This window comes from Massilia eburnea, from assembly GCF_009720745.1.
Taxonomy (GTDB): domain Bacteria; phylum Pseudomonadota; class Gammaproteobacteria; order Burkholderiales; family Burkholderiaceae_D; genus Rugamonas; species Rugamonas eburnea.
In genome coordinates, this window is the sequence record NZ_WNKX01000015.1 from 73804 (window position 1) to 88036 (window position 14233).

10 protein-coding genes are annotated in these 14233 nt (G+C 62.3%); 7 read left to right on the forward strand and 3 right to left on the reverse strand.

The window, feature by feature from the left end; all coding sequences use genetic code 11:
• Positions 1-10: 10 nt before the first annotated feature.
• Positions 11-2581, forward strand: coding sequence for a cyanophycin synthetase (gene cphA, locus GM658_RS18795; RefSeq protein ID WP_155455590.1), 2571 nt, complete (start codon positions 11-13; stop codon positions 2579-2581).
• Between the two features lie 101 nt (positions 2582-2682).
• Here the strand turns inward: cphA and GM658_RS18800 are convergent, their stop codons facing one another.
• A complete protein-coding gene (locus tag GM658_RS18800) occupies positions 2683-3774 on the reverse strand; it encodes a LacI family DNA-binding transcriptional regulator (protein ID WP_155455591.1) in 1092 nt (363 codons plus the stop codon).
• A gap of 168 nt (positions 3775-3942) precedes the next feature.
• On the opposite strand from GM658_RS18800, the gene GM658_RS18805 reads away from it, so the two are divergent.
• From GM658_RS18805 to GM658_RS18820, 4 genes are all read left to right on the forward strand, one after another.
• On the forward strand, positions 3943-5193 hold the full coding sequence (locus GM658_RS18805; protein ID WP_155455646.1) for an Hsp70 family protein: 1251 nt from the start codon (positions 3943-3945) through the stop codon (positions 5191-5193).
• 19 nt (positions 5194-5212) lie between these two features.
• On the forward strand, positions 5213-5563 hold the full coding sequence (locus tag GM658_RS18810; RefSeq protein WP_155455592.1) for a hypothetical protein: 351 nt from the start codon (positions 5213-5215) through the stop codon (positions 5561-5563).
• Between the two features lie 80 nt (positions 5564-5643).
• Positions 5644-7623: a TonB-dependent receptor gene (locus GM658_RS18815; protein ID WP_155455593.1), complete on the forward strand. Its 1980-nt coding sequence runs from the start codon at positions 5644-5646 to the stop codon at positions 7621-7623.
• A 75-nt stretch (positions 7624-7698) separates the two neighbouring features.
• Positions 7699-8643, forward strand: a complete 945-nt coding sequence (locus GM658_RS18820) for a tetratricopeptide repeat protein (protein ID WP_155455594.1) — start codon at positions 7699-7701, stop codon at positions 8641-8643.
• A 5-nt stretch (positions 8644-8648) separates the two neighbouring features.
• Here GM658_RS18820 and GM658_RS18825 read toward each other — a convergent pair whose 3' ends face one another.
• Positions 8649-9215 (reverse strand): DUF5625 family protein, encoded by a 567-nt coding sequence (locus tag GM658_RS18825; protein WP_155455595.1) that lies wholly within the window; start codon positions 9213-9215, stop codon positions 8649-8651.
• Between the two features lie 14 nt (positions 9216-9229).
• Positions 9230-11059 (reverse strand): GGDEF domain-containing protein, encoded by a 1830-nt coding sequence (locus tag GM658_RS18830; protein ID WP_170298874.1) that lies wholly within the window; start codon positions 11057-11059, stop codon positions 9230-9232.
• Positions 11060-11178: 119 nt separating this feature from the next.
• Here GM658_RS18830 and GM658_RS18835 point away from each other — a divergent pair, with 119 nt between their 5' ends.
• Positions 11179-11814, forward strand: coding sequence for a methylamine utilization protein (locus tag GM658_RS18835; RefSeq protein WP_155455596.1), 636 nt, complete (start codon positions 11179-11181; stop codon positions 11812-11814).
• Positions 11815-11818: 4 nt separating this feature from the next.
• Positions 11819-14194 (forward strand): putative bifunctional diguanylate cyclase/phosphodiesterase, encoded by a 2376-nt coding sequence (locus GM658_RS18840; RefSeq protein WP_155455597.1) that lies wholly within the window; start codon positions 11819-11821, stop codon positions 14192-14194.
• Positions 14195-14233 lie beyond the last annotated feature (39 nt).

Here is a 14233-nt window from a genome sequence, read left to right on the forward strand (position 1 = left end):
ATTACCAGGAATGGAAGTTATTCGCCTCCGCGCCCTGCGCGGCCCAAATCTGTGGAGCCACCATACGGCTGTTGAAGCCATTGTCTCCTGCTCGCCGGAAGAACGCTCCGTCGACAAGATCCCTGGTTTCGAAGTGCGCCTGCGCACCCGCTTCCCGCGCCTGGCGCAGCTGCAGCCGGACGGCCACGCCGACACCATCCCGATGGCGCACGTGCTGGAACTGGCGGCCCTGGGCCTGCAAGCCGAAGCCGGCTGCCCGGTGACCTTCAGCCGCACGACGCAGACGCTGGAAGACGGCATCTACCAGATGGTGGTTGAATATACCGAGGAGGCCGTGGGCCGCCTGGCTGTTGAATGGGCTGAAAAGCTGGTCAAGGCCGCCATGGAGGACACGCCGTTCGATCTGGCCGCCGCGCTGCACGAACTGCGTGAACTCGATGAAGATGTGCGCCTGGGCCCGTCGACTGGTTCCATTGTGCACGCTGCCGTGGCGCGCAAGATCCCGTTCCGCCGCATGACCGAAGGCTCGATGGTGAGCTTCGGCTGGGGCTCCAAGCAGCGCCGCATCCAGGCTGCCGAAATGGACAGCACCAGCGCGATTGCCGAAACGATTGCGCAGGACAAGGAACTGACCAAGAAATTGCTGGACGCCGCTGGCGTACCTGTGCCTACGGGCCGTACCGCTGTCGATGCGGAAGACGCCTGGAAAGCCGCGCTGGAGATCGGCCTGCCCGTCGTGGTGAAGCCGAAGGACGGCAACCAGGGCAAAGGCGTGACGGTGAACATCACGACACGCGAGCAGACTATCGCCGCCTACAACGCCGCCAAGGAATTCCGCGACGACATCATGGTCGAACGCTTCCTTGCCGGCCACGACTTCCGCCTGCTGGTGATCGGCAACAAGCTGGTCGCCGCTGCGCGCCGCGACCCTCCTCACGTGGTGGGCGACGGCGTGCACTCGGTGCGCGAACTGGTGGATATCGTCAACTCCGATCCGCGCCGCGGCACCGGCCACGGCACTGCGCTGACCAAGATCCGTTTCGACGATATCGCCCTGGCGCGCCTGGCGCTGCAAGGCCTGGCTGCGGACTCCGTGCCGCCGATCGGCCAGCGCGTCGTGCTGCGCAATAACGCCAACCTGTCGACCGGCGGTTCCGCCACCGACGTGACCGACGACGTCCACCCGGAAGTGGCTGCGCGCGCGGTGGAGGCGGCGCAGATGATCGGTCTCGATATCTGCGGCGTGGACGTGGTCTGCGATTCCGTGCTGCGTCCGATCGAAGAGCAGAATGGCGGCGTGGTGGAAGTGAATGCCGCGCCGGGCCTGCGCATGCACCTGTCGCCGTCCTACGGCAAAGGCCGCCCGATCGGCGAAGCGATCATCAACACCATGTTCCCTGAGGGCGACGATGGCCGCATTCCTGTGATTGCGGTGACCGGCACCAACGGCAAGACCACCACGGTACGCCTGGCTGCGCACCTGATCGCAGCGTCTGGCCTGCGCGTGGGCATGACCAATACCGACGGCGTGTACGTCAACGGCCGCCAGATCGATTCCGGCGACTGCTCCGGCCCGCGTTCGGCGCGCAACGTCCTTCAGCATCCGGACGTTGATGCAGCCGTGTTCGAGACCGCCCGCGGCGGCATCTTGCGCGAAGGCCTGGCGTACGACCGCTGCAAAGTGGCCGTGGTGACCAATATCGGCGCCGGCGACCACCTGGGCCTGAACTACATCACCACCGTGGAAGATCTGGCGGTGCTGAAGCGCGTGATCGTGATGAACGTCGACGCGCAGGGCTATGCCGTGCTGAATGCAACCGACCCGATCGTGGCTGCCATGGCTGCCAAGTGCAAGGGCAAGGTGATCTTCTTCGGTGCGGACCGCTATCACCCGGTGGTGGCGACCCACCTGGCGCAGGGCAAGCGTACCGTGTACATCGACAACGGCCAGCTGGTGGCGGTGGAAGGCAAGAACGAGCAGCGTATTCCGCTGTCGGACGTGCCGATCACCTTCAATGGCACCATCGGCTTCCAGGTGGAGAACACCATGGCGGCGGTGGCTGCGGCTTGGGCTGCGGGCATTGACTGGGATTCGATCCGTCGCGGCTTGCTGACCTTCACGACTGACAGCCACAATGCGCCGGGCCGCTTCAACATCTTCAAGTACCGCGGTGCGACCGTGATTGCTGACTATGGCCATAACCCGGATGCGATGCAGGCGCTGGTGCAGGCGGTGGATGCAATGCCGGCCAAGCGCCGTTCGGTGGTGATTTCCGGCGCCGGCGACCGCCGCGACCAGGATATCCGCCAGCAGACCGAGATCCTGGGCAAGGCATTCGATGATGTCGTGCTGTACCAGGATGCCTGCCAGCGCGGGCGTGCAGATGGCGAGGTGGTTCGCCTGCTGCGTGAAGGCTTGCAGGGTGCTTCGCGTACGTCGAAGGTGGATGAGATTACCGGCGAGTTTATTGCGATTGATACTGCGATGGATCGACTGCAGGAAGGTGATCTGTGCCTGATCCTGGTGGACCAGGTAGAGGAGTCGCTGCGGCATATCGCGAATCGCATTGCGGCCGGTTGAAACCCGGCATACCTGGGTCTGACCCAAGGGTCAGACCCAGTCAGCGCACCCGCCGACGTAAATTTCGACCGCTAGAGTGGGTCAGACCCAGGTTTACCGGGTTAGGCCGCCAAAACAGCCCGCGGCGCATGCAAGCGGGCCGTCTCGCCCTCCACAAACTGCGCCGCAAACACCCGCTTCTCAGCCTCGACCTCGCCATCGGCCTCAATCAGGCCGCACATCAGATCCGCCGTCGCAATCGCCATCTTGTGCAACGGCTGGCGCAGGGTCGTCAGCTCATAGCTCAGCCATTGCGACCCTTCAACCGCGTCGCAGCCCACGACCGACATCTGTGACGGCACGTCGATATGCAAATGCTGCCTCGCCGCATCCACGCAGCCCATGGCCATTGCGTCATTCCCGCAAATCACCACATCCGGCACCGCGCCGATGCGCGCGATCAGCTCATGCAAGCCCGCCACCCCGCTGGAATAGTCGAAGCAGCCATAGAACACCGGCGCCGCCGGCAGGCCCAATTCCTCGATCCGGTCCAGCGCGCCGCGCAAGCGCTCGCGCGCAACCGAATTCTGTTCCGGCCCGCCGATCAGGGCGAACTGCCGGTGCCCGGCGGCCGCCAGGCGGCTCACCAGCGCCCGGCTGGCCTCGAACTGGTCGCACAGCACGGTATTCACATCCATGTCCCGCAGGTGGCGGTTGAACACCACCAGCGGCACCTGCCGGCGCCTGAACTCCTCGACGTGGGCCGGCGTCAGCTTGGATGCCGCAATCACCCCATCCACCTGGAATTGCCACACATCGGTCAGGATCTGCTCAATTTCACCCTCGTGCTGCATCGTGAAGAGCAGGGCGCGCTTGCCGCGCCGGTTCAGCTGCTGGCTGAGCTCGGACAAGGCGGCCGGGTTGTACAGCATGCTGGAATGGGAGACCACAATCGCAACAATATTGGTCCTGCGCGTAATCAGGCTGCGCGCCGCCGCGTTCGGGATATATTCCAGCCCTTCTGCCGCCTTCATCACGCGTTCGTAGGTCTTTTTGGAGACGCTGGCGCCCGGTTTGAAGCAGCGCGACACCGCCGACTGCGACACGCCCGCCACCAGCGCGACATCATAGGAGGTGACGCGGCGTCCCTCCTGGAGGATGATGGCCTTTTGCTCGGCAAGGCTGATCGCTGGTTGTAGGGTTGTTGGACGCATGTCTGCGGGCTCGGGGCAGATTCCGGATGAATTGCTTGTGATTTTGAAAATAATCCCCAATCTTACCACATGGCAATAGTTTCCCCACGTTTACACGCATTGCGTGTGGTGCCCAAGCCGCGCAGGCTCTGGTAAAATACCGCCCCTTTCGGTTTTCGGATGAATAAGATGGCTCAGGCTTGCGGCATCGACTTTGGCACCTCCAATTCCACCGTAGGATGGGTGCGCCCCGGCCATCCCATCATGCTGGAGCTTGAAGACGGCAAGATGACGCTGCCATCCGTGGTTTTCTTCAATGCCGACGACGAGGAAACCAGCTACGGCCGCGCCGCCCTGGCCGAATACCTGGCCGGCTGCGAAGGGCGCCTGATGCGCTCCCTGAAAAGCCTGCTGGGCACCAGCCTGATCGACGGCCAGACGGAAGTAGGCGGCCGCGCTCTGCCATTCCGCCTGCTGCTGTCGCAGTTCATCGGGGAAGTGAAGCGGCGCGCCGAAAGCGCTGCCGGCCGCCAGTTCGAAAGCGTCGTCATGGGGCGCCCGGTGCACTTCATCGACGACGACAAGGCTGCTGACCAGGTGGCGGAAGATACCCTGGCCGACATTGCGCGCAGTGTCGGCTTCCGCAACGTGGCGTTCCAATACGAGCCGATTGCAGCCGCATTTGAATACGAATCGCAGATCGACCGCGAAGAACTGGTGCTGATCGCCGACATCGGCGGCGGTACTTCCGACTTCACGCTGGTGCGCCTGGGCCCCGACCGCGTTGCGCGCGCGGAGCGGGTTGAGGATATCCTGGCTACCGGCGGTGTCCACATCGGCGGCACCGACTTCGATAAATATCTCAGCCTGTCGAGCGTGATGCCTCTGCTGGGCTATGGCAGCCAGTTCCTGAGCGGCGCCGAGGTGCCGTCCAGCTATTACTTCAACCTGGCGACCTGGCATACCATCAACCAGGCCTACACGCGCAAGATGCAGGCGCAGCTGTCGGAAATGATCCGCGATGCGCGCGAGCCGGCCAAGCTGGAACGGCTGCAGCACCTGATCGAAGAGCGTGCTGGCCATTGGCTGGCGCTCAAGGTGGAGGAGGCCAAGATCGGCTTGTCCGGGGCCGACCTGGTGCAGATGCACCTCGAAAGGTTCGCACCGCCTGTCATGCTGGACGTAACGCGCGCCGGTTTCGATGCGGCAGTTGAGCAATTGGTTTCCAGCGTTGGTGCGACCGTGACCCAACTGCTGACAGATGCAGGCGTGCAGCCAAGCCAGGTGGACACGATCTTCTTCACCGGCGGTTCCAGCGGTGTGCGCCTGTTGCGCGAGCGAATCGCGGCGCTGGTGCCGGGTGCGCGCCGGGTCGAAGGCGACCTGTTCGGCAGCATCGGCGCCGGCCTTGCACGTGATGCATTGCGCAAGTTTGCATAATTTGCTTAAAATAGCCGCCGTGAAGAAAGCTAACCGCCATTTCCTGCACGTCTTGCTTGCCGTGCTGCTGGTACTGTCCCAGCAGCTGGGGATGGCGCACGCGGTTTCGCACTGGTCGGACTTCCGCCGCAGCAGCGAACAGCAGAATGCAAACGACGTCGATGGCAGTGGCATCAGCGCTGGCTTGGCGCTGGACCATAGCTGCAGCGAGTGCGCGGCCTTTGCATCCCTGGCGTCGGCGATCCATACGCCGAGCTTCACTTTCCCATCTGTCGACTACTGCGCGCCGCAAGCCGGCGTCGCCCTGCCGCAGCTGACCGATGCGCGTACCGTACGCGCTTACGATTCCCGCGCGCCCCCTCTGGCTTGACACAACGTTGTAAACATTTTCTGCCGCCGTGGCTTATTGCTTTGGCCGGCTAACGTTTGTCGTATCCAGAAAGTCTGACTATGAATTTCAAGTATTCCCTGCTGGCAGGCGCTGTCCTGTCGGCCGTATCCGCCATTGCCCATGCCGATGATGGCGACGTGACCAAGGTGGTTGTGACCGCAAACCCTTTCCACCAGGGCGAAACCGAACAGATCCTGGTGCCGGCCAAGGTGCTGTCCGGCGATGAGTTGCGCGACAAGATGTCCAATTCACTGGGCGATACGCTGTCGTCGGAGCTGGGCGTTTCCACCTCGGCCTTTGGCGCCGGTTCTTCGCGTCCGATCATCCGCGGCCTGGAAGGGGCGCGGGTGAAGATGCTGGAAAACGGCATGGCCGTTTCCGACGTTTCGGGCCTGTCGAACGACCACGCGGTGTCCGCAGAAGGCGCGGTAGCGCACCAGATCGAAATCCTGCGCGGCCCGGCTTCGCTGATGTACGGTTCCGGCGCGATCGGCGGCCTGGTGAACGTGGTCAACGAGCGCATTCCGCCAGCGCTGGAGCCAAAGCTGACAGGCCAGGTTGAAACACGCTATAGCAGCGTGGACGATGGCACTGCGACTTCAGGCACCATCGATGGCGCCGTCGGCAAGCTGGCCCTGCACGTGGATGCCAACACCCGCCAATCCGGCGATTACAAGATCCCGGGCAACCGCGTGGAAGGCGATCCGGATTCCGCCTCCGGCCGCTTGCCGCATTCGGGCACGCATGAGAAAGGCGCCGGCTTCGGCGGTTCCTATATCGACGGCTGGGGCTATGTCGGCGCGTCGGTGTCCAGCCTGGACAACAAATACGGCATTCCAACCGCGGAAGGCTCGGCGATTGACCAGCACCAGGTCCGTTACGATTTCGACAGCCTGTTCAAGAACCCATTGCCGGGCATCGAGTCCGCCAAATTCAAGGCCGGGTATACCGACTACCACCACGCCGAACTGGGTGACGATGGCCAGCCGGAAGTAAAGTTCAAGAACCGTTCGGTTGAAACCCGCGCCGACGCGGTGCACAAGGCAATCGATGGCTGGCACGGCACCTTCGGCGTGCAGACCGAACTGACGCACTTCTCGGCCCTGAGCGCGCAAGGCGGCCCGGATACCGTGCCCGTCACGCGTTCGAATTCGTCGGCTGGCTTCCTGGTCGAGGAAAAGGAATGGGGCCCTGTCCGCGTGAACGCAGGCGTGCGCCTGGAGCACGTGAAGCGCGAGCCGGTATCCGGCCTGGATCGCTCGTTCTCGCTGCAAAGCGGTGCGCTGGGCGCCCTCTGGTCGTTCACGCCTGGCTACGCGACCGGCCTGACCCTGTCGCGCGCGCAGCGTGCGCCATCGACCGAGGAACTGTACTCCGGCGGTCCGCACGATGCGACGATTACCTATGACGTGGGCGACCCGAACCTGTCGAAGGAAACCTCGCGCAACGTTGAATTCTCGCTGCAGAAAACGGCCGGCCTGATTCGCTGGAAAGCCAATCTGTTCCGCAACAGCATTTCGGACTTCATCTACGGCCATGTCACAGGACGGATGCTGGACGAAGAGGGCCAGGATGGCGGCGAATTCCGGCAGCGCATCTTCAGCCAGGGCGACGCCACGATCCGCGGCGCCGAAGCGGAAATCGAATACAACCCGCTGGCGATGGGCCTGAATGGCCGCCTGTTCGCCGATACCTCGCATGGCGACCTGAAAAATGCCGGCAGCCTGCCGCTGCAGCCGGCATCGCGCGTTGGCGCCAGCATCGGTTACCGCACCCCTGTGTGGCGCGCCGGGGCAACCTGGATCCACGCGCAAGCGCAGGACCGCCTGGCATCGTTCGAAACCGCGCCGACCGGTTCCTACAACCAGGTCAGCGCCAACCTGTCATACACGCAAAAGCTGGCCGACATGGACCTGACCTGGTTCGTGCTGGCGAAGAACCTGCTGAACGAAGACATCCGTGTTTCGACCTCGCTGCTGAAGGATGTTTCGCCGCTGCCGGGCCGCAGTTTCGTCTTTGGCGTGCGCGCCAAGTTCTGAGTTTGCGTTAAATCAAACGCAGCCCGGAGACGCTTCTTATACTTTAGATAACAATCTAGGGTATGGGAGGCGGCGATGGGCAAACGTCTGGCAGACCGGGAGCGCATCTTCCGGTGGTTCCTTGGCCCCGCTGAGCGGGGCGATCCTTATGCCCAGTTCAACCTGGCGCTTCTCTACAAAAACGGTCTTGGCGTCGATGCCGACCCGCGCCTGGCTTTCGGCTGGATGCGCATGTCGGCCCTGCAAGGCCTGGCCTTTGCCCAGAACCAGCTTGGCGCCATGTACTACAAGGGCCTGGGTACCGGCAACAACGATGCGGAAGCCGTGTACTGGTTCCGCCGCGCCGCGCGCCAGGGCGAAGCTGCCGCACAGCAAAATCTCGGCCAGATGTACCGTCGTGGGCGCGGCGTGCCCGTCAATGAGGAGATGGCGGTGCGCTGGTTCAGCCGCGCGGCGGAGCAAGGCGTGTCGAGCGCCCAGGCCCTGCTTGGCGAGGCTTACCTGAACGGCCGCGGCGTGGCGGCCGACTGCAAGCTGGCGCAAGCCTGGCTGCGCAAGGCCGCCGTACGCGGCGACATCTACGCGCAATGCCTGTTGGGCAGCATGTACGCCCACGGCACGGGCGTGGCGCGCGACGCCGCACAGGCCTTGATGTGGTACATCCTGGCGGCGGAGGGCGGTTCGGTGCAGGCGCAATTCAGCGTGGCGGTCCTGTATGCCAATGGTGAAGGCGTGCAGCGCGACCTCGCGCAAGCAGTGCATTGGTACCGCAGCGCAGCTGAAAAGGGCGATGCGGCATCCCAGAACAATCTTGGCGTGCTGTATGCGACGGGCCAGGGCGTCAAGCGGGACGCAGCGGAAGCGCTGCGCTGGTACCGCCGTGCGGCCGCACAAGGACATGCGCTGGCACGGCACAACCTGGAGGGCTTGCGCGGCGGTACTGCCGACACGGCTTTGCCGGATGAGCAATTTCTCAGCAAGGCTGATTTCGATCCGGAAGCGCGCAACAGTTCGCCCTGAGCAGGCTAGCGCTGTGCGGTAAGCGGGCGGTCGATGCTTGGCGCCAGCGCCAGATTGGAAGAAAGGTGATCGAGCCCGGTTTGCGCATCGACGTTCTCAACGCGGATGCTGTACATGCCGCGAGCGAGGGGAATATTGCCGAGGCTGCGCGAGCGCTGGTTGGCCCATTTGCTGGCCACGCACATGGTATTCACCAGGCGCGAATGGATCACGGTATTGTCAGCCTTGCGGCGTACTTCGACCTTGAACGCCATAGGCCGCCCATAGCTGGCGCGTTCTTGTTTGGAAACCTTGGACAGGTCCGTGCCTTCGATGCAATCTTCCATGCGGCGGTCGCCGAGGATGGAGATTTCCTGCTTGCTCAAGGAGTCGCCTGCCGGGTTGCTCACTTCGAGCTGGAGCGTGTAGCTCAGGTCCACCGGAACTTCCACGTCGGCAGTAACAACCGTGCCGGCTTCGGAAAGCTTGAGCGGTGCATCCTTGATCAGTTGCGGGAATTCGCACAGCGCGACCGTCGCCATCGCCAAGCCGACGATTGGTTTCTGGCACATGCTGTAGATGAAGGGACTCATGGGTTCAATATAGACTACGCTCCCTGCATTTGTAACCTTCGGTCAAGGAAAAGACTGTTGCCGTGTATCTTTTTGGCCTGCTTCTTTGCTTCCGCTGCGCTAGCCGCAATCTGGTGATGCGAGTAATACTGGCGCGGCTCGACGCGGATCACGCCGACGGATAAGCTCATCAATGAGTAAAAGACTTTCTTGCCCTGCCTGTCTTCGCTGATGTAGCCGCCGCGTTCGCGGTCTTCGTTGCTGTAAAAGTCGGCGATGGCGGTGCTGAAATCGCCAAGCACGGCCTGGCAGCGCGCTTCCCAATCTTCGCTCTGGAACAGGATGACAAAGTCATCGCCGCCGATATGGCCGACGAAGTCGCGGTTGCGGTCGCCGTGCTTGGCCAGGATATGCCCGGTCAACTGGATGACGTCATCGCCCCGGCGGTAGCCATAGACGTCGTTGAAGGGCTTGAAATGATCCAGGTCGACGTAGCATACCCAGAAGCGGGTGCCGCTTTCCAGCAGGCGGTCGATATGTTCGTTGATCGGCACGTTGCCTGGCAATTGTGTTAATGGATTCGCATAGCGCGCAGCATTGATCTGCATCTGCGTGATTTCCCGCATCAGGTCGTGGCCGGTACCCATGCCTGCATAGCTGCCGTCTTCAGTAATGATGAAGCCGTTGAACAGGTGGTGCGCATCTGATTCCGCCATGCGGCAAGACAGTTCCTGCAAGCTGGTGTCGACGTCGGCAATGATCGGTTTGGCATCCATGAAAAGAGTGCATGGTTTCTTGCCATACAACTCGCGCTGGTAAGGGCGTGCGAAGTGGTCGATCATGTCGAAACGCGATACCAGGCCAAGCGGGCGGCCACGGTCGACCACGGGGATGATCATCAGTTTTGGATCGGCCATGAAAATCTCATAGACGTCGTTATTGTTCATCGACGGCGGCACGGCGGCGACGTCGTGCAGGAGTTTGCGGATACTCACGGCATTTCTCTCGGCAGCGCGTTGCGGATAGACCGCCACGCCATTGCGGCCCAGAACCTTGACTACTTCCGCCGGCAGGGCCTTGGCCGGATGGGCATGCGGGCGTCCCAGGTGATAGCCCTGGCCATACGCCACGCCGAGGTCGCGCAGCACCAGTAGCTCGGCGGCTTTCTCGATGCCTTCCGCGATGACGAGGGTGTTGGATTTGTCGGCAATCTCCTGGATGGAGCGTACGAACTGCAGCTTGACCGGGTCGTGCTCGATACCCTGGATGAAGTGCATGTCGATCTTGACGTATTCCGGGCGCAGTTCGGACCACAGGCGCAGGCTGGAGAATCCTTCGCCCAGGTCGTCGATCGCGATCTGGAAGCCCATGTTCCGGTAGTGCAGGACCGCCTGGCGCATCAACGCATAATCGTAGGTCGGCTGGTTTTCAGTCAGCTCGATGATGACGTTGGCGGGATTGAGGCCGAATTCGTGGATGTAGCCAAGGGTCTCGCCCTGCGTCCCGTCCTGCTGGCGTACCAGCGAATCGGGACTGACGTTCAGGAACAGTTTGCCGGGCAGCTGCAGCTCCGCAAAACGTTCCAGCACGATGCGGCGGCACAGGTATTCGACTTCGCGCGAGAGCTTATTGGCGCGCGCCACGCGGAACAGGTTGAGCGGCGAGTGCAGCGGGCTGTCGGATGGTCCCCGGATCAAGCCTTCGTAAGCGATGATCTCGCCGCTTTGCATGTGTACGATGGGCTGGAACAGGGCGTGCAACTGGCGGCGCTGGATGATGTCGAGCAGGTGCTGGCCTAGCAGTTCGTCCGGATGTGGGCGCAGGTAGGTCACGTTGTTCGGAAGTGTGGCTGCTGGTAGGCTCACGATAGTGCTCTGGGCATGATGTCAACCCCGGCATTGTGTGCCGCAAATGTGACAGTATGATGAATGCCGGAAACACTTTTTGGCGCTACAATAAGCTTCCACGTCCATGACTGAGAACGATGCCGAGCCAGTTGATTAGCCGTTCCGCCGCTTTGGCGGCCTTTTTGCTCACGGGGGCGGCCAGCGCTGCCGGCGGGATTAACGTGCACGTTACAGACGCCAATGGAAAACCGGTGACGGACGCCGTGGTGTATCTGGAGGCCGAAGGCGGCCAGCAGTTGCCCAAGCCGCAGAAAGCAGGAGAAATCAGCCAGAAAGGCTTGAAATTCATCCCGCTGGTGACGGTGATCCAGACCGGCAGCAAGATCTACTTCCCGAACAACGATAAGGTGCGGCACCATATCTATTCGTTCTCGCCGCCGCACAAGTTCGACCAGAAGCTGTATTCCGGGACGACGGCCGAACCGCAGACCTTCGACAAGCCTGGCACCGTGGTCCTGGGCTGCAATATCCACGACAAGATGATCGCCTATGTTCGCATTGTCGACACGCCGTTTTTCGGCAAGACGGACGCCAGCGGAGCAGTGCTCGTCGATGCACCAGCGGGTAAATATGTGCTGAAGGCATGGCACCCCGATATCGTTGGCGGCAACCCGCAGGAACAGGCGCTGCGTCTGTCCGATGAGGCGGCCAGCGCCAGCTTCAGGATGCCGTTGAAGCCTCCAGTCACCGATCCAGATTCTGCGGCTTACTGACGCCATGCGATTCCGAAGCCTCGAAAGCCGTATCGTTACACTGTTCCTGGTGTTGCTGATCGTGGTACAGCTGGTGGGACTGTTGGTGATCCAGCGCGGGATCGACAGCAATGCCCGCACGTCGATTGCCTCTGAGCTGGTCAACGGCAGCAAGGTCTTTGCGCGCCTGATGGATCAGAATGCCCAGAACCTGCGCAACGGCGCCAGGCTGCTGTCGCGCGATGCCGGCTTCCTGGCGGCGATCGGCAATACCGACCCGGACGACCGCGCCACCATCGAATCGGCACTGGCCAATCATGGCCGGCGCATCAAGGCATCGATGACCATGCTCGTGAGCCCGGAACGCAAGGTGGTTGCATCGACCAGCGATGCACAGGCTGCAGGCCTGGAGCATATGGTCATGAGCATGCTGGAAAAGGCGGAACAGGCTGATGGCGCGAACGGGATTGCGATCGTCGAGCGCTTGCCGTACCAGATCGTGGTGGTGCCGGTGAAGGCGCCGCTGACCATAGGCTTTGTCGTGATGACGTTCCCGCTCGATGAACGCCTGGCGCGCGACATGCAGGAAACCACATCGCTCCAGACCCTGCTGCTGACGCGCGACAGCAAAGGGAACTGGTTGCCCGTTGCTTCGAGCCTGGCGCCATCGGCCGTCGGCAGCATCATGGCGCAGCTGCAGGGCATGGGGCGCTTGCCGTCCGACGCTTTCGATGTGGACATCACCAGCGATAAACTCAGCGTGCGCATGACGCCAATCGGCGAGGACGACGGCCAGGTTGCCGTGGTCATGCTTGGCCGCTCCATCAACGAGGCGACCGCGGAATATGCGCGCCTGGAACGCTGGCTGCTTGGCTTGACGGCAGCCGGCATTGTGGTCTGCGTCGTCGCCAGCGTGCTGACTGCCAAGCGCATTGCCCAGCCCCTGCGCCAACTGGCCGATACGGCGAAAAAGCTGGAGCAGGGCGATTACAAGGTAAATATTGAATCCTCCCGGGCCGACGAAATCGGCGAGTTGGCGCATGCGTTCGGCAGCATGCGGGACGGTATCGCCAAGCGCGAACAGGAAGTCCGCCGTCTGGCGTATTGGGACCCGCTGACAAACCTGCCGAACCGCGCCCAGTTCCTCTTGTTGCTGAACGATGCCATTGCTGACGCGCGCAAGCGCGCCGGCTCGGCGTATGTGCTGATGATGGACCTAGACCGCTTCAAGCACGTGAATGACGTGATGGGCCACAGCTTCGGCGATGCCTTGCTCAAGCAGGTGGCCGGCCGGTTGCTGCAGAAACTGGCCAACCGCCGTCATCCGGCCCAGGTGGCGCGCCTGGGCGGCGATGAATTCGCGGTGCTGCTGCCCGGCTCAGACCTGGACCAGGCGGTGGTGGTGGCGTCGGAGATCCTGCAGGCGCTGGAGTCGCCGCTCTCGCTGGACGAACAGATGGTCGACATCGGCGCCGGCATTGGCATTGCAGGCTTCCCCGATCACGGGATGGATGGCGAAGAACTGCTCAGCAAATCCGAAGTCGCCATGTACGCCGCCAAGCAGCGCAATGAAGGTGCGGTGGTGTACGAAGACGCGATCGACAAGGGTAGCCAGCAAAGCCTGTCGCTGCTGACTGAATTGCGCCAGGCGGTTGAAAACAACGAGTTTCGCCTGTTCGTACAGCCCAAAGTGACGCTGGCGACCGGCCGGGTGGTTGGTGTGGAAGCGCTGGTGCGCTGGCAGCACCCTGTGCGCGGCAATGTATTCCCCGACCAGTTCATTCCGTTCGCTGAGCAGACCGGGTTTATCCGGGTGCTGACGCACTGGGTGCTGGAACGTTCCGCGGAGTTGTGCCATGCGCTCGCGCAGCGCGGCATTCACCTGAAAGTGTCGGTGAACCTGTCGACGCGCGACCTGCTGGACCAGGAACTGCCGTTCAAATTCGGCGAAATTTTCATGCGCCACCATGTTTCGCCTGGCGCTTTCTGCCTGGAGATCACGGAAAGCGCGATCATGGACGATCCGGTACGCGCCCAGCAAACGCTGGAGCGCCTGCACGGCATGGGCTGCGACCTGTCGATTGACGATTTCGGCACAGGCTATTCCTCGCTGGCTTACCTGAAACGCCTGCCGGTGGATGAACTGAAGATCGACAAATCATTTGTGCTGAACATGGCCAACGACGTGGGCGATGCGAAGATCGTGCGCTCCACGATCGACCTGGGACACAATATGGGCCTGCGCGTGGTTGCCGAAGGGATCGAAAGCGAGGCGGCCTGGCATATCCTGGCCGAGATGGGCTGCGACCAGGGGCAGGGCTATTTCATGAGCCGCCCAATGCCGGCGGACCAATTGGCCAGCTGGGTCGAGACTTGGCGCGCGCCGGCGCTGGCCGAATAATAAGCGGCGCGAAGCCCTTCGGAGAGTTACTTATTTGTC